General features: G+C 33.1%; 29 protein-coding genes. 28 read left to right on the top strand and 1 reads right to left on the bottom strand.

What is annotated here, in order from left to right:
• The first annotated feature begins 77 nt into the window (after positions 1-77).
• From FHK87_RS01205 to FHK87_RS01140, 14 genes are all read left to right on the top strand, one after another.
• Complete coding sequence (locus FHK87_RS01205) at positions 78-2,483, top strand: glycoside hydrolase family 31 protein (RefSeq protein WP_140588817.1); 2,406 nt, start codon at positions 78-80, stop codon at positions 2,481-2,483.
• Positions 2,484-2,625: 142 nt separating this feature from the next.
• The gene (locus tag FHK87_RS01200) at positions 2,626-3,447 is read left to right on the top strand and encodes a M48 family metallopeptidase (RefSeq protein WP_140588815.1); all 822 of its coding nucleotides are present in this window, start codon (positions 2,626-2,628) and stop codon (positions 3,445-3,447) included.
• Positions 3,448-3,531: 84 nt separating this feature from the next.
• Entirely contained in the window at positions 3,532-4,854 is a 1,323-nt protein-coding gene (locus FHK87_RS01195) for an MFS transporter (protein ID WP_140588812.1), read from the top strand.
• A gap of 208 nt (positions 4,855-5,062) precedes the next feature.
• Positions 5,063-5,539, top strand: a complete 477-nt coding sequence (locus FHK87_RS01190; protein ID WP_140588810.1) for a lipocalin family protein — start codon at positions 5,063-5,065, stop codon at positions 5,537-5,539.
• A 20-nt stretch (positions 5,540-5,559) separates the two neighbouring features.
• Positions 5,560-6,252, top strand: a complete 693-nt coding sequence (locus FHK87_RS01185; RefSeq protein WP_140588808.1) for an OmpA family protein — start codon at positions 5,560-5,562, stop codon at positions 6,250-6,252.
• Positions 6,253-6,354: 102 nt separating this feature from the next.
• On the top strand, positions 6,355-7,485 hold the full coding sequence (locus FHK87_RS01180) for an NAD(P)/FAD-dependent oxidoreductase (RefSeq protein WP_140588806.1): 1,131 nt from the start codon (positions 6,355-6,357) through the stop codon (positions 7,483-7,485).
• Positions 7,479-8,192 (top strand): methyltransferase domain-containing protein, encoded by a 714-nt coding sequence (locus FHK87_RS01175; protein WP_140588803.1) that lies wholly within the window; start codon positions 7,479-7,481, stop codon positions 8,190-8,192. The genes FHK87_RS01180 and FHK87_RS01175 overlap by 7 nt, the downstream gene beginning before the upstream one ends.
• A gap of 20 nt (positions 8,193-8,212) precedes the next feature.
• Entirely contained in the window at positions 8,213-9,265 is a 1,053-nt protein-coding gene (locus FHK87_RS01170; RefSeq protein WP_140588801.1) for a type III polyketide synthase, read from the top strand.
• A gap of 40 nt (positions 9,266-9,305) precedes the next feature.
• Positions 9,306-10,091, top strand: coding sequence for an SDR family oxidoreductase (locus FHK87_RS01165; RefSeq protein ID WP_140588799.1), 786 nt, complete (start codon positions 9,306-9,308; stop codon positions 10,089-10,091).
• Between the two features lie 47 nt (positions 10,092-10,138).
• Positions 10,139-10,657, top strand: a complete 519-nt coding sequence (locus FHK87_RS01160; protein WP_140588796.1) for a hypothetical protein — start codon at positions 10,139-10,141, stop codon at positions 10,655-10,657.
• 12 nt (positions 10,658-10,669) lie between these two features.
• A complete protein-coding gene (locus FHK87_RS01155; protein ID WP_140588794.1) occupies positions 10,670-11,113 on the top strand; it encodes a 3-hydroxyacyl-ACP dehydratase FabZ family protein in 444 nt (147 codons plus the stop codon).
• A 65-nt stretch (positions 11,114-11,178) separates the two neighbouring features.
• On the top strand, positions 11,179-12,450 hold the full coding sequence (locus FHK87_RS01150; protein ID WP_140588792.1) for a beta-ketoacyl-[acyl-carrier-protein] synthase family protein: 1,272 nt from the start codon (positions 11,179-11,181) through the stop codon (positions 12,448-12,450).
• 26 nt (positions 12,451-12,476) lie between these two features.
• Positions 12,477-12,731 carry an acyl carrier protein gene (locus FHK87_RS01145; protein ID WP_140588790.1) on the top strand — a complete coding sequence of 85 codons (255 nt, stop codon included), beginning with the start codon at positions 12,477-12,479 and terminating at the stop codon, positions 12,729-12,731.
• Positions 12,728-13,270 (top strand): 4'-phosphopantetheinyl transferase family protein, encoded by a 543-nt coding sequence (locus FHK87_RS01140; RefSeq protein WP_140588788.1) that lies wholly within the window; start codon positions 12,728-12,730, stop codon positions 13,268-13,270. Before FHK87_RS01145 ends, FHK87_RS01140 begins: the two co-directional genes overlap by 4 nt.
• Here FHK87_RS01140 and FHK87_RS01135 read toward each other — a convergent pair.
• Positions 13,257-13,844: a YceI family protein gene (locus FHK87_RS01135; RefSeq protein ID WP_140588786.1), complete on the bottom strand. Its 588-nt coding sequence runs from the start codon at positions 13,842-13,844 to the stop codon at positions 13,257-13,259. The two genes, FHK87_RS01140 and FHK87_RS01135, sit on opposite strands and share 14 nt — an antisense overlap.
• 184 nt (positions 13,845-14,028) lie before the next feature.
• On the opposite strand from FHK87_RS01135, the gene FHK87_RS25995 reads away from it, so the two are divergent.
• From FHK87_RS25995 to FHK87_RS01080, 14 genes are all read left to right on the top strand, one after another.
• The gene (locus FHK87_RS25995; protein WP_226293968.1) at positions 14,029-14,190 is read left to right on the top strand and encodes a hypothetical protein; all 162 of its coding nucleotides are present in this window, start codon (positions 14,029-14,031) and stop codon (positions 14,188-14,190) included.
• Positions 14,191-14,211: 21 nt separating this feature from the next.
• The gene (locus FHK87_RS01130) at positions 14,212-14,769 is read left to right on the top strand and encodes a DUF4251 domain-containing protein (protein ID WP_140588784.1); all 558 of its coding nucleotides are present in this window, start codon (positions 14,212-14,214) and stop codon (positions 14,767-14,769) included.
• Between the two features lie 191 nt (positions 14,770-14,960).
• Complete coding sequence (locus tag FHK87_RS01125) at positions 14,961-16,004, top strand: hypothetical protein (RefSeq protein WP_140588782.1); 1,044 nt, start codon at positions 14,961-14,963, stop codon at positions 16,002-16,004.
• A 110-nt stretch (positions 16,005-16,114) separates the two neighbouring features.
• Positions 16,115-16,279 carry a hypothetical protein gene (locus FHK87_RS25990; RefSeq protein ID WP_226293967.1) on the top strand — a complete coding sequence of 55 codons (165 nt, stop codon included), beginning with the start codon at positions 16,115-16,117 and terminating at the stop codon, positions 16,277-16,279.
• Between the two features lie 139 nt (positions 16,280-16,418).
• Positions 16,419-16,640 (top strand): hypothetical protein, encoded by a 222-nt coding sequence (locus FHK87_RS01120; RefSeq protein WP_140588780.1) that lies wholly within the window; start codon positions 16,419-16,421, stop codon positions 16,638-16,640.
• Positions 16,627-16,839, top strand: a complete 213-nt coding sequence (locus FHK87_RS01115; RefSeq protein ID WP_140588778.1) for a hypothetical protein — start codon at positions 16,627-16,629, stop codon at positions 16,837-16,839. The genes FHK87_RS01120 and FHK87_RS01115 overlap by 14 nt, the downstream gene beginning before the upstream one ends.
• On the top strand, positions 16,836-17,057 hold the full coding sequence (locus FHK87_RS01110; RefSeq protein ID WP_140588774.1) for a hypothetical protein: 222 nt from the start codon (positions 16,836-16,838) through the stop codon (positions 17,055-17,057). The genes FHK87_RS01115 and FHK87_RS01110 overlap by 4 nt, the downstream gene beginning before the upstream one ends.
• A 3-nt stretch (positions 17,058-17,060) precedes the next feature.
• Entirely contained in the window at positions 17,061-17,330 is a 270-nt protein-coding gene (locus FHK87_RS01105) for a hypothetical protein (RefSeq protein ID WP_140588771.1), read from the top strand.
• Positions 17,331-17,699: 369 nt separating this feature from the next.
• Positions 17,700-18,425: a hypothetical protein gene (locus FHK87_RS01100; RefSeq protein ID WP_140588769.1), complete on the top strand. Its 726-nt coding sequence runs from the start codon at positions 17,700-17,702 to the stop codon at positions 18,423-18,425.
• A gap of 91 nt (positions 18,426-18,516) precedes the next feature.
• Positions 18,517-19,719: a hypothetical protein gene (locus FHK87_RS01095; protein ID WP_140588766.1), complete on the top strand. Its 1,203-nt coding sequence runs from the start codon at positions 18,517-18,519 to the stop codon at positions 19,717-19,719.
• Between the two features lie 23 nt (positions 19,720-19,742).
• Positions 19,743-20,168 carry a hypothetical protein gene (locus FHK87_RS01090; RefSeq protein ID WP_140588764.1) on the top strand — a complete coding sequence of 142 codons (426 nt, stop codon included), beginning with the start codon at positions 19,743-19,745 and terminating at the stop codon, positions 20,166-20,168.
• Between the two features lie 10 nt (positions 20,169-20,178).
• Entirely contained in the window at positions 20,179-20,331 is a 153-nt protein-coding gene (locus FHK87_RS25985; protein ID WP_226293965.1) for a hypothetical protein, read from the top strand.
• Positions 20,306-20,752: a glucosaminidase domain-containing protein gene (locus FHK87_RS01085; protein ID WP_140588761.1), complete on the top strand. Its 447-nt coding sequence runs from the start codon at positions 20,306-20,308 to the stop codon at positions 20,750-20,752. The genes FHK87_RS25985 and FHK87_RS01085 overlap by 26 nt, the downstream gene beginning before the upstream one ends.
• A gap of 492 nt (positions 20,753-21,244) precedes the next feature.
• Positions 21,245-21,868 (top strand): hypothetical protein, encoded by a 624-nt coding sequence (locus tag FHK87_RS01080; protein WP_140588759.1) that lies wholly within the window; start codon positions 21,245-21,247, stop codon positions 21,866-21,868.
• Positions 21,869-22,953 lie beyond the last annotated feature (1,085 nt).

Raw genomic sequence — 22,953 nt, 5'->3', positions numbered from 1 at the left:
AATGATTTTGAAATCGTTTAAGATATTGTTCTTTTACAATACAAGAAACCCAAGTTTAATTTGAAAAAGAAAATCCTATGATTGTCAATACAGAGTTAGAGCATAAAGGAAATTTATTTCCAGGAAAAATAATCTCCTTTTCTCAAGATGTAGACAAATTAAATTTTATTACAGAAAATGGAGTTATTTTACAGATTACGATCTTACGTGGTAGTGTAATACGTTTTCGATATGCAACAGACAAAAATTTTGAAAAAGATTTTTCTTACGCTATTAGCGAAAGTGGTGCCAGAGGATATAGTAAATTAGAAGTAGAAGAGCACGATGCTCATTATACAATTATCACATCACGAGTACAAATCACTATTGGCAAATCAGATATCAAAACAATTATCTATGATCTCGAAGGAAATGTTGTATGCAAAGATGATTGGGGTTTTCATTGGGAGCAAAGCTATGAATATGGTGGTAATATTGTAAAGATGAGTAAGTCTGCTCCTTTGGGAGAATGCTACTATGGTTTAGGAGACAAACCTATGCACTTAAACTTAAAAGGAAAACGTATAGAAAATTGGGCAACTGATCAATATGCTTTTGGAAAAGATCAAGATCCGCTATATAAAAGTGTTCCTTTCTATATAGGAATGTATGAAGAAAGAGCGTATGGGATATTTTTTGATAATACCTTTAGAAGTTATTTTGACTTTTGTAATGAGCGTCGCAACGTAACCAGCTTTTGGGCGCAAGGAGGAGAAATGAATTACTATTTCTTTTATGGTCCAAATATGCAAGATGTTATTACAAGATATACTGATCTCACTGGTAAGCCGGAGTTACCTCCATTATGGGCTTTAGGATATCATCAATGCAAATGGAGTTATTATCCTGAAAGTAAGGTAAAAGAAATTACAGGCAGATTCAGAGAACTTCAGATTCCTTGCGATGCTATTTATCTTGATATTGACTATATGGAAGGATTTAGATGTTTCACTTGGAATAAAGAATATTTCCCGGATCCAAAACGGATGGTTCAGGAGTTATCAGAAGATGGATTTAAGACCATTGTGATTATAGACCCTGGGATAAAGATAGACGATGAGTATTTTGTCTATCAAGAAGCTATGGAAAAAGACTACTTCTGTAAGAGGGCAGATGGACCATACATGAGAGGAAAAGTTTGGCCTGGCGAATGTTATTTCCCGGATTTTACAAATCCGGAAGTTAGAGAATGGTGGTCTGGGTTATTTAAAGAAATTATTGACGAAATAGGAGTAAAAGGGGTTTGGAATGATATGAACGAGCCTGCAGTTATGGAAGTTCCGGGAAAAACATTTCCGGGAGATGTTCGACATAACTACGATGGCAACCCTTGTAGCCATAGAAAAGCGCATAATATTTATGGTACTCAAATGGCAAGAGCTACTTATGAGGGAGTAAAACGTTTTGCATATCCCAAAAGGCCATTTATAATTACAAGATCAGCATATTCTGGCGCACAAAGATATACATCATCCTGGACAGGTGATAATGTTGCTACCTGGGAACATCTATGGATTGCCAATATACAAGCACAAAGAATGAGTATGAGTGGTATGTCTTTTACAGGAAGTGATATCGGTGGATTTGCTGAGCATCCAACAGGAGAATTATATGCACGTTGGATTCAATTAGGAGTATTTCATCCTTTTTGCCGTACTCACTCTTCAGGAGATCATGGTAACCAAGAACCATGGACATTTGGAGAAGAAGTCGTAGATGTAACCCGAAAATTTGTAGAATTACGATATCAGCTACTCCCATATTTGTACACAATGTTCTGGGAATATGCAAAAGATGGAATACCAATGCTAAAACCATTAGTATTATTTGATCAAAATGACCCTCAAACACATTATAGAACAGACGAGTTTATATTTGGTAACCAGATTTTAGTCTGTCCCGTACAAGAACCCAATGCCAAAGGAAGAAGAATGTATATTCCTAGAGGTAATTGGTATAATTACTGGACACGAGAATATACAAAAGGTGGAATGGAGCAGTGGGTAGATGCAGATCTTGATATCATACCACTTTTTATCAAAGAAGGAGCAATCATACCAAAATACCCTATTCAACAATATGTAGGAGAAAAGAAAATAGAACAATTAAAATTAGAAGTATATTATAAATTAGGTAGTAAAGAAGTTTCAAGTGTGTTTGAAGATGATCAGGATGGTTATGGGTATACCAAAGGAAGGTTTAGTTTACGTAGTTTTTCTCTAACAGGTAAAGAAAATCAGGTCATTATTCAACAACATAAAAACGGAAGCTATATTACCGAGTACGATACAATGAAGATCGAGATTATAGGACTTCCATTTAAAATTAGTCAAATCGAATTAGACAATGTTTCAGTGACACTAGAGAGTCTGCATTTTGATGATCAAAATAATACGATTGTAGTCCCTAAGGATTTTACAGAACTTCATATTAGTTCAAAATAAATTCATGCTATTTTATTAGTATTGAAACGTCGTTTATCTTTGTTTTATACTTTTTGACGTTTTTATTGATGATATTTTTATGTGTTTTTTGATGAAAGAGCTTTATTTTTGTAGCTTTAAATAAAAAATATTTTAGATTTAAATGAAGACTCGAAATACAATAATTTTAATAGGAACATTTGTAATGTTTTTGTCCTGTGCAACCAATCCGTTTACAGGTAAACAAACATTGGCACTTGTACCAAACTCAAAAATATTACCAATGGCTTTTCAACAATATGATAAGTTTTTGGGAGAAAATAAAGTTGTAAAAGGTACTTCTGATGCAGAAATGGTTAAAAGAGTAGGTCAAAAAATCTCTAGAGCAGCAGAAAGATGGTTAAATGCAAATGGGCATCAAGGATATCTCAAAGATTATAAGTGGGAATACAATCTTGTAGATGATAAAACCGTTAATGCCTGGTGTATGCCAGGAGGTAAAATTGTATTTTATACAGGTATTTTACCAATTGCAAAAGATGAAACAGGTATTGCAGCCATAATGGGGCACGAAGTTGCACATGCTTTGGCTAATCATGGTCAACAACGTATGAGTGCAGGTCAAATTCAACAAGTTGCAGGTGCGGCCACATCTGTAGCAGTAGGAGGCCAAAGTGAAGCAACACAAAGAATTGTAGGTCAAGCCTTTGGGTTAGGTAGCCAATATGGTGTTATGCTACCCTTCAGTAGAAAACACGAAACCGAAGCAGATGAGATAGGGATACAATTAATGGCAATTGCCGGATATAATCCTGATGAAGCTGCTGACCTTTGGAGACGTATGAAAGCTAATAGTGGCGGGCAAGCTCCACCAGAATTTATGAGTACACACCCATCTAGTGATACCCGTATTGCAAATCTTACTGCATGGGCTCCTAGAGCTCGAGCTGAAGCCAAAAAATTTGGGATAACAACTTTTAAATAATCGTAAACTCTCAATACTTAAAAAGATTATACTTAAATTAGAAGCCGTTCTAAATATTTAGAACGGTTTTTTAATATCTACTCAATGCAAAAAACATTACCTAAGGGGCATAAAAAACTTTTAAATGCCTGGGCCTTCTATGATTGGGCTAACTCTGTTTATAATTTAACCATTTCTTCTGCTGTTTTTCCTATCTTTTGGGGGGCGTTAACTATCATAAGAAATGATCAAGGAGACATTATTAGTGATACTGTTCGTTTTTTAGGATATGATTTTAATAACGATTCATTAATTAGTTATGTCACAGCTTTAGCGTTTTTGGTGGTGTCTTTTATTAGCCCTTTGTTATCCGGTATTGCAGATTATGTTGGAAACAAAAAAAACTTCTTAAAATTCTTTTGCTATCTGGGAGCCGTCTCTTGTATAGGTCTATATTGGTTCAGCCTTGATTATCTATGGTTTGGTCTTTTATGTTATTTCTTGGCGCTCATCGGTTTCTGGGCAAGTTTGGTTTTTTACAACTCATATCTTCCTGATATTGCTTTTCCAGAACAACAAGATGCCATAAGTGCAAAAGGATACTCTCTTGGATATATTGGTAGTGTTTTATTACTGATCATCAATTTGGTAATGATCTTAAAATACGAATGGTTTGGTTTTGAAAACGAAGGAACACCCACGCGACTTTCTTTTGTTATGGTAGGTATTTGGTGGATAGGGTTTAGCCAATATACATATTATTACCTTCCAAAAGGAAACAAGAAAGATGCGTTAACTTCATCTGTAGTTTTTAATGGTTTTAAAGAACTAAAAAAAGTGTGGAATGCGCTAAAAGACAATCTTAAGTTAAGAAGATATTTGGGAGCTTTCTTTGTGTATAGCATGGCTGTACAAACCATCATGCTTATTGCAACATACTTTGGCATAGAAGAGTTAGACTGGGGCGAACAAAATGCAACAACAGGCTTAATCATCAGTATTTTATTGATTCAACTTGTAGCGGTTTTGGGAGCTATATTAACCTCAAAAGCATCATCAAAATTTGGTAATATCAAGACACTAATTACTGTTAATATTATCTGGATAGGAATTTGTATTTATGCGTATACAATTACAACTCCTTTTCAGTTTTATATCGCTGCTGCTATTGTAGGAATGGTCATGGGAGGTATACAAGCTTTATCCAGATCTACATACTCTAAGTTTTTACCAAAAGAAACTATAGATACCGCTTCATATTTTAGCTTTTATGACGTAGCTGAAAAAATAGGTATAGTTATTGGTATGTTTTCTTATGGGATTGTTGCACAAATTATGGGTAGTGTACGATACTCAATTTTATTTTTGATCTTATTTTTTGCGGTTGGGCTTATCTTATTGTTCAGAGTACCCAGACAAAAAGAATAATTTTGATCAAAAACATATTTTTTAGATATGTTAAATAAAAATTAGACAATTGGGTAACTGCTTTACTACCATAAATCTAGTATCATTGATATGTTAAAGTGTGGCAAATTTCCCCAATAAAATCGAAGCAAATCAACTCTAATCGTAATATAATAGTATTGGATACGTTATTCTTATTAGCTATTTTTATCATATAAAATATACAACTATGAAAAAACTTTTGTTATTGCTAGTAGTAATTGTACTGGCATCATGTGGTTCAAGTCAACAAACAGTAATAGCCGCAAAAAAAACTTTGAAAGGAGAATGGTCTCTAGATAATATTTCTTATGATCAATCGGGTATTTTTGAAGTAAATTTATACAATGATGCTTCTGCAGAATGTTTTACAGGAAGTATCTGGAAGTTTATCCCAAATAACAATACCGGTACATATGATGTAAATCAAAGTAGTTGTGTTTCTACAGGTGCTAGAAACTTTAGATTTACAATTCCTAAGCCAGAAGGTGATGGTACATATTATTTTATGTTTAAACCAATTAATGCAAAGAAAAAGAGTACTAATAATAATGCAGGATATAGAATGGCTTTGCAACACCTTGATAGTACTACAATGACATGGGCTATGACTGTTAGCTTAGAAGGGAAACCTTTTGTTATTACAATGAATTTTAATAAAATATAATAAAATCAAAACTTTAAGTGATGAATAAAACTCTTAAAAAAATAGGAGCAACAATAATGGTTTTCGCTATGTTAACTAGTTGCGAGGCAGTAAAAAACTCTAACAATACGCAACGAGGAGCTGTAATCGGTACTGCTGCCGGGGCTGTATTAGGAGGTATTATTGGTAATAATGTAAAAAAGAAAAACTCTGCACTAGGAGCCGTAATTGGTGGTGTAGTAGGAGGAGTTGCCGGAGGAGTTATCGGTAAACAAATGGATAAGCAGGCTCAAAAAATTGAATCTGAAATACCGGGAGCAGAAGTAACAAGAGTAGGAGAAGGTATCGATGTTGTTTTTGATGAAAACAGTGGTGTTTATTTTGCAACAAATAAATATGACCTGAACGCAAAATCAAAAGCGAATTTAGATAAGTTGGCGGGTATTTTTAAAGAATATCCTGATACTAATATCGTAGTAGAAGGACATACAGATAGTACTGGTAATGATAGTTATAATATGACCTTGTCAAAAAACAGAGCAAATGCAGTAACAAACTATTTAGTTTCAAAAGGAATTAGTAAAGGACGTCTTACTACATATGCTCATGGTGAAACATTACCAAAATACGACAACTCTACTCCAGAAGGAAGAGCAAAAAATAGAAGAGTAGAATTAGGTATTGTAGCGAATGAGAAAATGAAGCAAGATGCTCAAAATCAAGTAAAACAGTAAGCATAAAGCTTTTCAAGATAAAAATCCTGACTGTAATGTCAGGATTTTTTTATGATTATAAGCGAATGGCAATGTATTATTTTGTGTATCTTCATTATCAGAATGAAAACGTTACATACAATAATTGTTGGTGGGGGACTAGCTGGCTTAACAAGTGCAATTCATTTAAGCAAGCATGGAAGTAAAGTTTCTGTATTTGAAAAAAACACATATCCAAAACATAAAGTTTGTGGAGAATATATATCTAATGAAGTTTTACCATATCTGGAGTATCTTGATATCGATATTAATACAATACAACCTGTATGGATTTCAAAACTATCGATAAGTACACAAAAGAGGGATCAAATCACTCATAAACTACCTTTAGGAGGCTTTGGGATAAGCAGATATACTTTAGATCATTTTTTATATAAAAAAGCATTAGAACAAGGCGTAACGTTTTTTCATGAACAGGTTCTAGACATTAAATATCATGAAAACACCTTTTACGTTCACACAAATAAAGGTGATTTTGAAGCAGATTATGTTCTAGGAGCCTATGGAAAGCGTTCTATTCTAGATAAAACACTACAAAGAAGCTTTAGTTTTAAAAAATCTCCTTGGCTTGCTGTAAAAGCACATTACGAAAGTGATTTTGATCCAGAATTAGTTGCATTACATAACTTCAGAGGTGGATATTGTGGGCTTTCTATGGTAGAAGATCAAAAAATTAATGCTTGTTACTTAGTAAACTACAATAGTTTCAAAAATTATAAAGACATTACTTCTTTTCAAGAATCAGAAATATCGCAAAACCCTCACCTTGATTCATTTTTTAAGAACGCTAACTTACTGTTTGACAAACCTATTACAATAAGTCAAATCAATTTTAGTAGAAAAAAACCTGTAGAGAATCATATTTTTATGATCGGTGATGCAGCAGGGCTTATTCATCCGCTCTGTGGTAATGGTATGGCTATGGCAATACAAAGCTCACAAATACTTTGCGAATTATTACTTACAAAAACCAAAGAACGTACACTTGAAGAAAGAAAATATATAGAAAGACTATACCAAAAAAAGTGGAATTCCACATTTTCCAGAAGGTTGTATGCAGGAAGAATTTTACAAAGAATTTTACTTAAAGAAAATCTACAACAATACTCTTTTAAAATAGCAAGCAAACTGCCAAAGGTAGTACCAACGATCATCAAACAAACTCATGGAAAACCTATAACTATAGCATGCTAATCAATTTAAAACATAGAAGTAATGAAGTAGAGTTAATGGATAATCCAAATATTGAGGATAAAGCATTACAAATCGCACTTGCTGATATATCAAAAGTTAATAAATTATTAGGTGGTAATGCAATCACAATTCGAGCAGTGAATTCGATGATAAAAGATATTGATACATCCAAAGAGATCATTATAATCGACCTAGGATGTGGAGATGGAGAAATGTTAAGGGCAATTGCTCGTATATTTAGAAAAAAAGAAAGAGCTGTAAAATTATTAGGCATAGATTTAAGTAAAAAGAGCCTATTGTATGCACAGAAATTAAGTGAAAACTATCCTGAAATCCAATATATGCATCAAGATCTTCTTGAAATGAAAGTTTCAGAATTCTCTTGCGACATTATTATCAGTACATTGACATTACATCATCTGACTAATGAAGACATAAAAAAGATAATGTATAAATCATTACAGTTAGCAAAAAAAGGTATAATTATTAATGATTTACACCGTAGTGCTTTAGCATACTATTTATTCAAAATTTTCAGCTTCTTTTTTATAAAAGGCTATGTAGCCAAAAATGATGGATTGGTGTCTATCAAAAGAGCATTTAAAAAACAAGATCTTATACAATATGCCAAAGATCTTAATCTTACAAACTATAAGATTACATGGAAATGGGCATTTCGATATAGATGGATCATAAATAACTCATAAATCAAATAAAAAAATAAAATTTGAATGTAAGAATTAATACTGTCGTCAAACAACTCCCTCAATATGTAAGAGAAACAAAGGAGATCCTACCGTTTGTCTCTGATTGGCTATCAAACCAGAACGATCGTTTCAGAAGAAAAGTAATTAAAATTTTTGAAAATGCTGCTGTTGACAAACGTTACGGAATCATGAATATTGAAGAAGTGTTTACAGCGACATCGTTTCAAGAAAAAAATGATATTTACATAAGAGAGGTTAAAAAGTTAGGGGCATCTGTTTTACAAAAAGCACTTCGACAATCAAATTGGGATTCTGAATCTTTGGATTATATCATAACAGTAAGTTGTACGGGGATTATGATTCCTTCTCTGGATGCATATTTAATCAATGACCTTAATCTAAGACAAGATATCGTTAGGCTTCCGGTCACAGAAATGGGTTGTGCAGCAGGGATATCCGGTATGATTTATGCCAGAAATTTTTTGAATGCAAATCCGGGAAAAAGAGCGGCTGTTATTGCTATAGAAGCCCCTACAGCTACTTTTCAATTAGATGATTATAGTATGACCAATATGGTAAGTGCTGCGATATTTGGTGACGGAGCTGCCTGTACCTTGCTATCGTCAGAAGAAAATGCTGTTGGTCCAAAAATTATTGGAGACGAAATGTATCATTTTTATAATGCAACTACTATGATGGGCTTTGATTTGACCAATAATGGATTGCAAATGATACTCAATCCCAAAGTGCCAGAAACCATATCAGAGCATTTTCCGAGAGTGATCCATCCGTTTCTTAAAAAATATGGCAAAACAATAGAAGAAGTAGATCATTTAATTTTTCATCCGGGAGGAAAGAAAATCGTTCAAACTGTAGAAGAACTCTTTGGTCATTTAGGAAAAAATATAGATGAAACAAAGACTATTTTGAGAGAATATGGTAACATGAGTAGTGCAACGGTTTTGTATGTTTTAGAGCGTTTTATGGATAAAAATCCAAAAGAAGGAGACACGGGTTTAATGCTTAGCTTTGGTCCGGGCTTTTCTGCACAACGAGTATTATTAGAATGGTAAAACAAGTTTTGAACAAAGATTAAAAAATAGTAAATAAGCTATGGATTTTGAAGGTAAAAATGAATGGGCTATCATTTTGGGTGGAAGTACGGGTTTGGGAATTGCTACGGCCAAAAAATTAGCCTTTCATGGCATGAATATTATCATCATTCATCGCAATCGTAAAAGCGAAATGCATGAGATCGAATCCAATTTCGCAAATATTAGAGACATCGGGGTACAACTTCTTTCATATAATATCGATCTATTGCGTTTACAAAAAAGAAATGAAGTAGCCGAGAACCTTTTAAAAACTATTGGACAAGGAAAAATCAAGGCATTGATTCATAGTGTCGCCAAAGGCAATTTAAAACCTATGGTAGACGAAGAATTTGTCTTAAAAAATGATGATTTTCACCTTACAATTGATGCAATGGCGATAAGCCTATATGATTGGGTCAAAACCATTTTTGATCATAATCTGTTTGCCAAAAAATCAACAGTATTATCTTTTACTAGTGAAGGAAGTCAAAAAGCATGGAAACATTATGCGGCAGTGTCAGCAGCAAAAGCAGCTTTAGAAACAATAACAAGAAGTATTGCATTAGAATTTGCTCCTCATGGGATCACGGCAAATTGCCTACAACCCGGCGCTGTTGATACACAATCATTACGAATGATCCCGGAACATCAACAAATTATTGACCATAGCGTTCAACGAAACCCATTTAATAGAATAACACAACCCGAAGATGTAGCTAATGTGGTATATTTACTATGTAAGGACGAGGCATCATGGATTAATGGCTGTGTGATCCCAGTAAATGGGGGAGAACATCTAAATTAAATATAAATCATAACAGGATTATAATACTCTAAAATATTACTAAAATCATGAGATACAAATTCATCTTCATATTACCACTTTTATACATTTTATCTTGTAGCAGTGATAATTCTCCAAACACAGACAATTCTTCTGGAGAAGAAAATTCAAATACAGAAAACCCTGATTCTGGTGAACAAAACAATACCCTTGCAGAGGTTACAAAAGTTTTTGTTTCGGGAAATGAAAATAATTACTCTTTCAGTGTTGAGATTAAAAGTCCTGACACCGGTTGCGATCAGTATGCAAACTGGTGGGAAGTTATTTCTGAAGATGGAGAATTGATTTTTCGTCGTATTTTGGGACATAGCCATGTAAACGAACAACCATTTTCTAGATCAGGAAGCCCTGTAGCTATTTCTAAAAACCAGATTGTTTATGTAAGAGCTCATATGAACAATTCCGGCTATGGAAATGTTGTTTTTAAAGGGAGCGTAGAAACCGGTTTTGAAAAAAGTACTTTAGAAAGTTCTTTTGCAAGCAATTTAGAAAACGTTTCTCCTTTGCCTCAAAATTGTGCTTTTTAACATATAATAGCCGTGACAAAGGACAATATCATACAGGAACTTCCGTATAGCAAACCTTTTTTGTTTGTAGATGAGATTATAGCAGTAAATGAGCATCAAATTAAAGGAACCTATACCTTTCGTGAAGACGAATACTTTTATCAAGGGCATTTTAAAAATAATCCAATTACTCCAGGAGTAATCCTTACAGAATGTATGGCTCAAATAGGGCTGGCATCTTTTGGTATTTTTTTAATTAAAAACTCCTTGAACCAAAATCAACTCAGTATCGCAATCACAAGTAGTGAAATTGATTTTTATAAACCAGTACTACCGGGAGAGAAGGTTTCAGTCATTGCTGACAAAGAATATTTCAGGTTTAATAAATTAAAATGTAAAGTGGCAATGTACAATGCAAATGATACACTTGTTGCCAAAGGAACTATTGCCGGTATGGCTTTTCAACAAAAAAAATAGCACCAGAGAATTAAAAAGAAAGCGAAAACTTTACTTTAAAAAATTTAATACAATCACAGAAAGTGATGAAGAATAGAAGAGTAGTAATTACCGGATTAGGTGTAGTTTCTCCAAATGGAACGAACATTTCAGATTTTAGAAATGCAATACAAAAGGGGAGTAGTGGGATTCGTTATATTGAAGAGTTGAACAATTTAAATTTTTCATGTCAAATAGCTGGAAAACCGATATATGAAAGTAGTTATTTAAATAATTACTTCAATAAATTACAATTAAGAGGATTGAATGCTTCTGGCATGGAATATGGCGTTATTGCAGGTATAGATGCTTGGAAAGATGCTGGTTTAGAGATCAACAAAAATGAAACTCCACTTTGGGATGCTGGTATTATTTTTGGCACAGGAATATTGGGGGTAGATAAATTTAGAGAAGCAATTTATAAAGTAGATGAGGGTCAAGTTAGACGATTAGGAAGCACCACTGTAATCCAAACCATGGCAAGCGGCATAAGTGCTTTTTTAGGAGGTATATTGGGTTGCGGAAATATCGTTACAACAAACTCTTCGGCATGTAGTACAGGTACAGAAGCTGTATTGTTGGCTTACGAACGTATTAAAAATGAGCAAGCAGAAATTATACTAGCAGGAAGTACAAGCGATAGCGGGCCATATGTTTGGGGAGGTTTTGATGCTATGCGCATTTTACCATATAAATACAATAATGATCCAGTATCAGCTTCAAGACCAATGAGTGCCTCGGCTAGTGGGTTCGTTCCAGGAAGTGGAGCAGGAGCATTGGTAATAGAAAGCTTAAGTAGTGCACAAAAAAGAGGAGCTACAATTTATGCAGAGATTTTAGGAGGTCACATCAATAGCGGAGGCCAACGTAATGAAGGGAGTATGACTGCTCCCAATAGTGAGGCAGTACAACGCTGTATAATAAAAGCGATACAAGATGCAAAAATTCAACCAAATGACATCGATGCAATAAATGGTCATTTAACAGCTACGAGTAAAGATAGTCTAGAGATCAAGAATTGGTGTACTGCACTAAACCGTAAAAAGAAAGATTTTCCTTATATAAACTCTTTAAAAAGCCTTACAGGGCATTGTTTGGCAGCTTCGGGAAGTATAGAAAGCGTTGCAACAGTATTACAAATCAAAGAAGGTTTTATTTTTGGTAATATCAATTCTGAAGATTTACATCCTGATATCGTGGCAATGGTTGATCGAGAAAAAATTCCTGAAAAAACAATTGATTTTTCTCCAAATATTATAGCAAAAGCTAGTTTTGGGTTTGGAGATGTGAATGCATGTATTATCTTTAAAAAATACTAAACAAAATATTAGAATTATAAAAACTGATGACACAAGAAGAATTACTTTCAAAATTAAAGACTATTATTACTCCATATGTTCAGAATGAGAAGGCACTAGGTGAGTTAAATGAAGAAACTGATTTTATCAAAGATTTAGAAATCAATTCTGCAAACCTCGTAGATGTAGCTTTAGATGTAGAAGACGAGTTTGATATAGAAATTGATAATGAGGCGATGGAAAAAATGCTTACTGTTGGTGCGTCTGTATCAATTATTGAACAAAAACTAGCTGAAAAGTGATCGGAAATGATATTGTAGACATACAATTAGCTCACATACAAAGTAATTGGCAGAGGAGGGGTTGGATGCAAAAAATATATACTCCTAAAGAACAAAATCTTATACTCAAGTCTACAAATCCTGAGAGAGAAGTTTGGATATTATGGACAATGAAAGAAGCGACTTATAAGGCTCATCAGAGACGATTTGGGTTACAACCAAAATACAATCCCAAAAGTTTTGAATGTGATACTATCCAAAAAAGAGTAATCATTGATGATTTTGAATATGAGATAAATACCTCTATAACAAACGAATATATCTATAGTGTTGCATTCTTATCAAATATAAATTATACTTCTGAAGTATTTACTGGAAAATATGAGGCAAAAAAAAGAGTAAAAGAACTTTTGAATCATAAGTCGGTAAAAGCGTTACAAATACATATGGATAAAGATACTAACGGAATCCCAATACTTAAAAACAATCATACCAAAATTGATATTCCTTTTTCTTTAACTCATCATGGCAAGTTTTCAGCATTTGCTATTTTACAATAGGAAAATGAAACTCTATGTCTAACTTATTCTTTAGACGTTCGTCATGAATATTCACGTTAAAATCACTGGTGTAAATAGTTGTTTTTCCTAATAATGTGGAATCATTCAAAGAGAATGTAATGATGATTTCTTTTTCAACACCTTTGATGGTAAGATTACCGATTACTTTATAGGTGTTTTTACCAAAAGAAACCACTTGATTACTTTTGAAAGAAATTGTAGGGTATTTTCGTTTATAAAAAAACTTTTCCCACATCAAATGACCATCACGCAAAAAGTTATTGGTATCGATAGTTTTTACAGAGGCTTTACCACTAAAGCTCGCATTATCAACATCATTGGGATTAAAATTAATTTTTAAGTCAACAATAGAGATAGTTCCTTTTGTGTTTTCTTCTACAAAATCAAACGAAATCTTAGATTTTTCGGTATCGAATTCTAAATTTTTGACATCATCGATTAGTGCATACTTATCAGATGTATTTTGTCTAGAGTTATTAGGAGGTGTAATCTGGCTAAACCCTTGTATATTAATAATATAAATAAGTATTTTGATTCCGAAAATGATCTTCATTGAACTACAATTTTATAATCCCAATGTAATGAATTACTGATTATCGTACTAAGAATAATTGATAATTAAAATCAGAAAAAATTCATAAAATAAATATAAAGTAATAGAAATGAACGAATTGAATATAAAAAAAGTAATAAATTAGAGAGTACTAAAGGATGTTTTATTTTAAAATTTTAGTATTATGAAAAATAAAGAAAAGCCAAAAAGAACAAGACGTTTTGCTGATTTTCAGAATAAGTATAGAAGATCTTCAAACTTTGGATATGGTTCAAAGAGAGATCAATTTGCTATAGCCGGTAATGGTGAATTATTAGCAAATGATGACAATTCTGATAAAGAATAATATAAAGTAAGGTATAGACAAATGAAAATTAAACTTATTTTTCTGGTTGCTTTTAGTTGCCTATGTATCAGTTGTTCTTCATCTAAAAAGACAGCATATACAATTTCTCAAATTGAAAATTTAGATCAATTAATCCATTCTAAAAAATTTGAGATACAGTCTGATTGGGCATATCCGATGGTAACTAATAGTATTTCACAAATTGCAAATAGTGGGCTTCTTCAGCCTGGTAGTTCGGCAAATGCGATTAATTTAATTGGTAATGCTAATTATTTTAAAATAGATCAAGATAGTATTTCTATGTATTTACCATTTTTTGGAGAACGAAGGCTCAGTACGACTTATAATAGTCAAGACGTGGCGATACAGTTTAATGGGCAACCAAGTGATTTGAAGATTCAAAAAAATGATAGCAAACAAGTTTATGAAATACGATTTTCTGCCAAAACAAATAATGACAATCACGATGTGTTTATAACATTGGCTCCAAATCTAACAGGTACGATTGCAATAAATAGTACATTTCGAACAGCAATTAATTATAAAGGAGCGATAATTGCATTGTCTGATAAAAAATAAAGAAAGTGGTATACAGTCACTATAACTTGAAATCATAAGAAGGAAGGTAAACTTTACAAATATTCTATTTTACATAATATAAATTATAGTACAAAATATCCTCATACTTTTCTGTTAATCAGTTTTTTAAGTTTCTAGTTATGGTTACCTACGATACTGCATTAATAGATTCGTTACGAATCAGAATCAAGATGTCAAAGATCAACGTTTTAGACAAACGTTTAATTGAGGAATATGTCGCTTATTATCCTAGTTCTGAACTTCTTGACGATGATTTAAAGAAAGCCCAACCAGTTGTTCGAGTTACTAACGGTATAACTTATCGTTTTTATCCAAAAGCATACATCAACGTACATAAAAAATCAATCGAATACCTAGTTATACAATTGTCTGCTAAAATGCTTAAGAAAAACTATTTCGATGGTATTCAAGCCTCAAATATACGTGCTATTTATAATGACATCATGGATTTTGGTATATTTTGGGTTGATTTTAACCATTTTTTGGATGGATTAGTCACTGATATAGACATTTGCATAAACCAAAATATCACCCCTAAAGAATTTCAGGTTGCCCAAAAGATGATTAAAACCACTCTTTTACCTGCAAAAGAACCTTTGGTTTGGTTTCCAAATAGAGAAAATAATATTGGTATCGAGTTTAACAAGCGTGATAAGGCAACTCCTAGTATTCCTCACATGATCGCTTATTATAAAGGTGCTGAATTACTTGACGAAAAAAAATCCCTTACTTTCTATAAAGCATACTTAGAACCTATGCCAGCAGGTATACTAAATAATCTTTTTCGCTTTGAGTTTACTATTAAGAGTTCAAAACATTTCGCTTATTTGCGCAAAAAAGGCGTTTTAACGCATGATCTAAAGACTCTTAATGACTTGCTTTCAATTCCTTCTAAAGAGCTCTATAGTATCGCTAAAACAGGTATTCCGTTATATACGAGAAAACGTGAAGTTTCACACTCTACAGAAGGATTAAAACCTATGGATATCGCAATCAGATATTATATAGAAAAACTTATTGAATTAGGTTTTGACACAGAGCGTTTAGTGGGCTTTATTCATGATATAGATTGCCCTGTTGCTAGATCAAGAACTAAAACCAAAGTAAAGAAAATTATAAACTCATTTACGAGCGTTTCTGAGAACTCAAATAGACTTTTACAACGTAACGATAACGCAGGTCATTTTCTGTCAAAATTAGGCTTTAAAATATGATTAAAAAGACCTCTTTTTTTGTCATTCTCAAAAATGACAAAATCCCGACTAATGATAGTCGGGATTACCTTAACAAATATGTTAATAATTAACCCTAAAAAAACACTCAAATGGAACACAAAAAAAAGCTACTGGAATTCAGACAATTTTTGATTGAAAAACTAGTCTATTATGATTCAAAAATTAAAGATTCAAGAGGCCAAAAAGACGAAGATTATTTTACAATGAAGTTTGTAACCTACAATGAATTGCTAACCAAATTAGATGAACTATGAAACTAACAAAAACATTCCTATTCCCTTTACGAATTATGTTAGCGTACCATGTTCTACGCTTAACGAAGTTTGAAAACAGAATTCACAGAGGAAAACAATTGACAACAAAACAAAATAACCGCCTTCAAATAAGTAAACAATGGGTAAAATCGATAAATCAAATTTTAGAGATATGACATCTAAGGAACTTGAACAACTAATTAAAGAAACTCAAAAACGTATACAACAACACAATTTCAACATTGAGCAAATTTCAAAAGGATGTCTAGAATTTTTTGATTTATGCGATAAAGCAATAGCACAGACAGAAAAAGAACTACAAGATTTTCAAAAACTACTAAAAAAATATGATAAAAATTAAGATCACATTACACAATGACGATTTCGAAACTTTTAGAGCATCTGTTCGCACCGTTTATGGCTGCACTATAGTTTCTGCAAAATATTGTCTTAAACAAAATTTCTGGACTATCAAATTTAAAGTCAAAGACGCTCATACCGCTTTTAGACTAGGTGGTCACTTTCAAAACTCAATTAACCTTAAAAAACACTGCTCATGAGACAATATATATCATTCGAAAACGAACCTTTTATGATTCAGGCTCTAATTAAGTTAGGTTGTGAATATGAACAAATATTTCAAGTTGAATTTTACTCTTGTTTTCAAGTATTCAACCTTACTTCAGATCAAGCTTTTGAACTATGTATGACAATGCACGAGCTCAAACGCAAAAAACAATTACAAACAATTCAAACAACTTATTATAAAAAACACTAAATTATGAGTAAAAACGTTGATCACTATAGAGGTTATGCATTTTCATTCAAACGCACTAAAACAAAGCCAAATACGTGTAGTTCCTGTGAATTCTTTTTTGATCACAAAAGGCACGATCACGTAGGTTTCTGTAGAAAGTGGACTGAAGTGCAAAAGAAATACGATACTTGTAATCGTTGGGAACAATTCGAAACCCCTTTCGAAGACTATAACCCCTCCCCTTTTCAAGAAATGCCAAAAGTATATTACCAAGAATTAAAATTAGATTTCTAATGAAACGCATAAAACCAAACGAAAACAAAATGAGCTTAGAACTAAAATTTTTCATTTTCTGGGCAATAACAGTAATAACTGCAATAATCATAATAAAGCATGCTTAAAAATTACACAGCCAAACAATTATCAAGTGAAACAGGTTATAGCGTTTCTTATGCAGCAAAGCTCTTAACCGAAATACGCAAAGAATATAACGTTAAAAGAGTCACAAAATCTCACGTAGACGCTTACTTTTGTGTGCCAACTTAAATAAAAATTTTTTGCTTAAAAACTAGACAAAATACGATATTGTTAGATAAAACGCGATAATTTTAGATTGTCGCGTTTTTTTGTGATTTTATTTGTAGTTCAAAACAAGCAATAAATATGGAAATTGTAAAAATAACAGGACAAACAAAACTAAACGAGGAACGCATTACGCGCCCAGTAGGTGCATTAATGCTTACCTGCTCTCAACCTTTTGCATCTTTAACCAATGAAAGCATTACCGCTTACATAGAAAGATCAAATGGTAATAACCACAAAATATTCACTGATATTCCCTTAAAAGCATTGATTGCACTTACTCTGAACGGTGATGTTACAGTTCAGCAAAATGATGCAAGTTTCGAAGCTATCATTGATTTAAATATTGGTCACTCAATCCCTTTAAATGGTGATGAATCTTTAAAGTTCAGCCTTAAAGGTCTTAAAGCTGCTGTAGAGTATAAAATCAACACTATTGATTATCCTTCTATAGCTCGTAACACTGTAAGAGTAGAAAGAAATGTTATGAACGCTGACGAACGTAGCAGATTGATTAACGTTGAAAACAGCCATGTATGTGTTATTGAAGGCGTTGATAAAATTGACGAAATGAACGTCAAGTATGAAAACGGTCGTACTATCAAGTTGGAAAAACCTGAAATCATTGCGCTTTCAAGATTCTTAGACTCTGAAAAAATTATAGATCGAAGCGATGGTAGTGTGCAACCCGAGGTTGAAGGTCTAGTTTCTTTGTCTCTTATAGGTGCTGTTGAATTAGATGTTTACTCTGATGGCGGTGACCCTATTACATTCTATCTTAAAACCTTTTACAATTCAGTTCAATAAAATATAATCATTCTTCATTAATTGTGTTTCATTCTTCCCCTACTCGCATGCCCCGTAAGGCAGAGATTAGGGGATTCTTCAAAAAACTTCTATGGGATTTTTCAAAGATTTAGGTAAAGCAATAAGTAAACCTTTTAGAGAGGTTGGTAGAACTGCTAGAGCTGTAGCTAGAAACCCAGCAGAAGGAATAAAAAGAATAGGTAGAAGTATAAATGGTGGGATTGATAATGTAGGTAGAAGTATTGACAAAGCCACATTTGGCGTTACAGGACGTTTCAAACTTCCCGATAGTTTTACCGCTGGATCTTTTGCAGATACTTTTCTAAACAATGCAAGTCTAGGAGCTATCAAACAATTAGAAGGTGATGACGCTTTGTCTAGGCTTACAAGAAAAGTAACCAATTCTCTAGGACTCCCAACAAACCTATTAACAGATCAAGTTAACCGAATAAGAAATATTGCAGACGCTATTGATGATGGGAATTTTAAGCATGCGTTTAATGAGTTTCAAAATGCGGCAGACCCATTACAACAAGGTTACGAACTAAATAACGGAGTTGTTGACACTATAAGACGAGGGTTTAACACTTACGATTCTGTAAAAGATTACAAAACAAATTTAACAAACAACTTTAACAACATACTTAACATGGCGAATAGAGACGTTTTAAACATTCTTGCTCAAGGTGTTGACTTAGGACGTGTGAAGCATTCTTCAAGATCAATATTAGAGCAATCAGAAGCCTTTTTGAAAGCTCATGGTATTTCACATTCATATAGACGCGGTAATGCTCTTAGACTTGGTTATATCACTATTAATGATACAAACAAGTTAAAAGAAAAGCTTTTGCAAACTGTTGCTGCTGGTACTGGTTCTACTGGTGCTGTATCTAAACCTAATTCAAGAAGTCAAACACCTGGCATCGTTCAACAGCCTAATGACTCGATTTTAGAAGAAATTATCAAAAATCCTTCAATCGTGAATGATATCATAAAACAAACCGGAACAACAGCTAATAACATTCCTACTCAAACAAGCTCTAATATATTCGAGCAATTTAAGAATATAGCTGCTCAAACATGGGGCAGACGTGATGAAATTCTAAGGGGAATAGGCGGTGTTATTGTAGATGAAGCAGGTAGAACAGATCAAGGACGCGAAATAAACAGGCAAGCAACAGAAAGCTGGTTAGAAAAAAACTGGTGGAAACTTGCATTAGGTGTTTTAAGCGTTGTTTTAGTCACTTTATTATCTGTTAAGCTATTTTCATCAAATAAACCTAGAAGACGCTAAAAATAACTATTAAAATCAATATAATGGCATATAATAACAATAGAGGTAATTACAATAACGGTTACCAAAATCAAAACCAGCAGCAAAACGCTAAGAAGTCAGGTGCTGTATATAAGAAGATCAGTAAGGGTGACTTTCAGGGAAAAGACATCATAAACGCATGGAATAAAAGTAGGTCGAGAGGTATGATAACCGCTACTGTTGCTCCATATTATAACACTGATTACAAAAAGCCTGTTGAATCTGAATCAGGTCATAGATATGTTAAAATGATGGCTGTTGTCACTTATCAATCAAGCGGCCAGGAGAAAAAAATACCTTGTCTCATGAATATGAGTACTCGTGTTGTTGTTTTGCAAGAAATCGGTATGGTTATCAGTCCTAACGGTTCAGGTCATACAAGCAGTGGAAAAAAAGTAACTGGATATTTCGGAAAATTCACAAGATAAAATACACTTTATGAAAGCATTAAATACAATTATTACGGTTATAAAGATTGCTGCTAAATATGGCGCAATGATCGTAACACTAGTAGAAGTTTTAAACTTCGCAGCAGATAAATTTGAAAAACTAAAAACCCCAAATAATGAAAGCATCACTTCTAAAGTTTAAGTTGTTCTTATATATATGGGTAATTAAACAACTATATTCCTACAATCGTGTACCCACAAAAACAATTTACGCGCAAGCATGGTTGGAAACAGGCGGTTTCACCAGTGCTATTTTTAAAGAAAATCACAACTTGTTTGGAATGCGTCAAGCAAAGGTTAGAAAAAATTTTGCCACTGGTACGAATCGCAGTCATGCTACTTATAAGAATCATCTTGATAGTATCAGGGATTATTTCGAGCGCCAAAAATATTTTAACATTCCTGACGGAACAACTAGCACATATATTGACGCTACTGTAAAGAGCAATTACGCAGAGGATTCCAATTACAAGCAAAAGTGGTTTAACCTTTCCGATACTGTAAAAACTCCATTAGGTACAAAAACACTCCTAGGTTTTTTTTTGTTCTCTTCGCTCTGCTAGCATTTGCACAGTACTTAATTATTAAGTATTCAGGAAAAAACAAACGTAAAAAAAGATAATTAATAACTCATAAAACAAACAAAATGGTAATAGTATTAGATTACGCAAAAAAGTACTGGTATTACGGTGTTATAGCAATATTAGCTTTAGTACTTGTATTCAAAAAAAAAAAGTAAACCAAAACGTCGAAGAAGACGCAAATAAAGTTCTAAGTAATAGTGGTGTTTCTGATGCTCTTGAAAAAGATATAATTAGAAACGCTGCTATTCGTTTAGGGCATGACTTAGGAACAATTTATCCTGCGTGGGATCCTCGCTCGTGGAGTGAAAATGATAAAGAGGTATTTGATACCATAAACGGCTTATCAACTTCCTTTCAGTGGGATAGAGTTAAAGAAGTCTATAACAAAACAGTCGCTGTAGGTCGTTCTCTAGAGACTGATTTAGTTAGCAAATTAGATTCAAAATATTATTCACAATTAAAGTTTAAGTAATGCATTTGATATATATAAATGATCTTGGAAAAATGGAAACTTTACCCATTCCAGCGTCCAAGCAAGTGACCACAAGACAGGCAGGAACTGTTATTGCTTTTGTGAGCAACGGACAACGTTTTTACTTCAAATCGGACAATCCAGAAAATTACCCGCTAGAAGATATCGAATCGTACAATGTTTTAGCTCCTAGTCCTGTATTGATACACCTACAAGATTATATTGACGAAGGACGTTTTTTAGATTTTACAAACGGGCAATTTCTTGATATACAGAATGATAACGTTTACGAATTTCCTTCAGAACAAGTGGACGAAGCTCCTGTTTCAGATTCGAATGACCCTGTGTATTTTGCTTCTCAATTTGGTGGTGGTTCTCATACAGATCAAGGAAACAATGTGACAGCTAGTCATGCTACAAGAGACTTCCCTCCTACTATACGTATGGATAGAATTGACAATAATAATGACCAAGTTCTTTATTCAACCGATAACCTTGAACTAGGAGAATCATACAGAATTCTTATAGATGGCAGACAGGATATGTTTGCTAGTGGTGATAATATCTTTACGGTAACTAAAGGAGATCATCCGAACGGTAGACAAATTAATACTTTACAGTAATTAAATTGCGGTAAAACCATAAATTTATATACAAAAAAAGCCTTTCATCGAAAAAATATGTCTTTTGCTTGTGTTTTTGATTTAAAATAATACATTTGTGCTAACATTGAATTTCAACACTTCAAAACACTACATTATGACACAACAATACACATTAAAAGGCTTTTTTTGTACCCATAATCCACATAATCGCATTGCGTAAGTACGTTAATGCTTTTTTTATGTTCTTATGTATATAAAAAGTTCAATCGCTAAAGTTGTTTGGCTTGACGGTAATTATAAGTGGTTTAAGATCACCAATACGTCTTTGCAAAAAGCAGCTTATCGAATTCAGCAGCACCCGCAATTCCATTACATGAAGCTTTACGAATACAACAAAAAATCTAAAGTTATAGGTAGAAAAATTGGCTGGGTCACTAGAAATAATTTTGGAGAAGAGTAAAAAGTATTACACTTAAAACCTGTTTCGCAGCGTAGCTTAACCCCTACAACGCTCAAAATAAGTATAATATAAAAAAAATGCCCGAAAAGGACACAACTCACTTAACGGGCTAACATTTTTTCAACATGGCAAATATATATAAAAAAACCGAAAAATCAGTTTCGCATACTATAAATTATAGTACAAATGTATTTATTGTAGCAAAAAGGCGAATACCACGTATTTGATATAATATCAGATATAACTACGCGGTAGCGTATTATATCGACAGATATTATGTCAAAGCCGTTTTGCGACATGCCTTACACATTCGTAGCTATAATGTAATATTATAAAAATATCCCAGGATAATTCTATTTCATAGTAATCGTAGCTACTTGGGTCATTAATAATTCCAAAAAAGCTATTGTTTAATCATCCCGCTCACATTTGTAGCTATAATTTACTCACAAGGTTAATATTTTAAATTTTGGAGTTCATGATTGCTTCGCAGTTGCCGTTATGTAAAATTGCCGCGCCCAACCGCTTTATTGTTTTGTAAATAAAAATGCTTAATGCATTTTTCTCTACACACAATTTGCCAACGCTTGGCCACACCAAAAAAAGCAAACACTTTTAGGTAGCTTATAAATCGCGTATTTGA

Origin of the sequence: Aquimarina algicola (genome assembly GCF_006443095.1) — a bacterium.
Lineage (GTDB): Bacteria > Bacteroidota > Bacteroidia > Flavobacteriales > Flavobacteriaceae > Aquimarina > Aquimarina algicola.
Note: the sequence above shows the minus strand (reverse complement) of the source record. Positions and strands in the feature narration are given on the sequence as shown.

Excerpts from the sequence above, each read along its gene's own strand:
- FHK87_RS01090 (WP_140588764.1), top strand. The coding sequence starts at position 19,743 with ATGGCATATAATAACAATAGAGGTAATTACAATAACGGTTACCAAAAT.
- FHK87_RS01190 (WP_140588810.1), top strand. The coding sequence starts at position 5,063 with ATGAAAAAACTTTTGTTATTGCTAGTAGTAATTGTACTGGCATCATGT.
- FHK87_RS01120 (WP_140588780.1), top strand. The coding sequence starts at position 16,419 with ATGGGTAAAATCGATAAATCAAATTTTAGAGATATGACATCTAAGGAA.
- FHK87_RS01095 (WP_140588766.1), top strand. The coding sequence starts at position 18,517 with ATGGGATTTTTCAAAGATTTAGGTAAAGCAATAAGTAAACCTTTTAGA.
- FHK87_RS01195 (WP_140588812.1), top strand. The coding sequence starts at position 3,532 with ATGCAAAAAACATTACCTAAGGGGCATAAAAAACTTTTAAATGCCTGG.
- FHK87_RS01100 (WP_140588769.1), top strand. The coding sequence starts at position 17,700 with ATGGAAATTGTAAAAATAACAGGACAAACAAAACTAAACGAGGAACGC.
- FHK87_RS01115 (WP_140588778.1), top strand. The coding sequence starts at position 16,627 with ATGATAAAAATTAAGATCACATTACACAATGACGATTTCGAAACTTTT.
- FHK87_RS01130 (WP_140588784.1), top strand. The coding sequence starts at position 14,212 with ATGAAAATTAAACTTATTTTTCTGGTTGCTTTTAGTTGCCTATGTATC.
- FHK87_RS01145 (WP_140588790.1), top strand. The coding sequence starts at position 12,477 with ATGACACAAGAAGAATTACTTTCAAAATTAAAGACTATTATTACTCCA.
- FHK87_RS01150 (WP_140588792.1), top strand. The coding sequence starts at position 11,179 with ATGAAGAATAGAAGAGTAGTAATTACCGGATTAGGTGTAGTTTCTCCA.
- FHK87_RS01175 (WP_140588803.1), top strand. The coding sequence starts at position 7,479 with ATGCTAATCAATTTAAAACATAGAAGTAATGAAGTAGAGTTAATGGAT.
- FHK87_RS01160 (WP_140588796.1), top strand. The coding sequence starts at position 10,139 with ATGAGATACAAATTCATCTTCATATTACCACTTTTATACATTTTATCT.
- FHK87_RS25985 (WP_226293965.1), top strand. The coding sequence starts at position 20,179 with ATGAAAGCATTAAATACAATTATTACGGTTATAAAGATTGCTGCTAAA.
- FHK87_RS01185 (WP_140588808.1), top strand. The coding sequence starts at position 5,560 with ATGAATAAAACTCTTAAAAAAATAGGAGCAACAATAATGGTTTTCGCT.
- FHK87_RS01125 (WP_140588782.1), top strand. The coding sequence starts at position 14,961 with ATGTCAAAGATCAACGTTTTAGACAAACGTTTAATTGAGGAATATGTC.
- FHK87_RS01180 (WP_140588806.1), top strand. The coding sequence starts at position 6,355 with ATGAAAACGTTACATACAATAATTGTTGGTGGGGGACTAGCTGGCTTA.
- FHK87_RS25995 (WP_226293968.1), top strand. The coding sequence starts at position 14,029 with ATGAAAAATAAAGAAAAGCCAAAAAGAACAAGACGTTTTGCTGATTTT.
- FHK87_RS01135 (WP_140588786.1), bottom strand. The coding sequence starts at position 13,844 with ATGAAGATCATTTTCGGAATCAAAATACTTATTTATATTATTAATATA.
- FHK87_RS01085 (WP_140588761.1), top strand. The coding sequence starts at position 20,306 with ATGAAAGCATCACTTCTAAAGTTTAAGTTGTTCTTATATATATGGGTA.
- FHK87_RS25990 (WP_226293967.1), top strand. The coding sequence starts at position 16,115 with ATGGAACACAAAAAAAAGCTACTGGAATTCAGACAATTTTTGATTGAA.
- FHK87_RS01165 (WP_140588799.1), top strand. The coding sequence starts at position 9,306 with ATGGATTTTGAAGGTAAAAATGAATGGGCTATCATTTTGGGTGGAAGT.
- FHK87_RS01110 (WP_140588774.1), top strand. The coding sequence starts at position 16,836 with ATGAGACAATATATATCATTCGAAAACGAACCTTTTATGATTCAGGCT.
- FHK87_RS01205 (WP_140588817.1), top strand. The coding sequence starts at position 78 with ATGATTGTCAATACAGAGTTAGAGCATAAAGGAAATTTATTTCCAGGA.
- FHK87_RS01200 (WP_140588815.1), top strand. The coding sequence starts at position 2,626 with ATGAAGACTCGAAATACAATAATTTTAATAGGAACATTTGTAATGTTT.
- FHK87_RS01105 (WP_140588771.1), top strand. The coding sequence starts at position 17,061 with ATGAGTAAAAACGTTGATCACTATAGAGGTTATGCATTTTCATTCAAA.
- FHK87_RS01080 (WP_140588759.1), top strand. The coding sequence starts at position 21,245 with ATGCATTTGATATATATAAATGATCTTGGAAAAATGGAAACTTTACCC.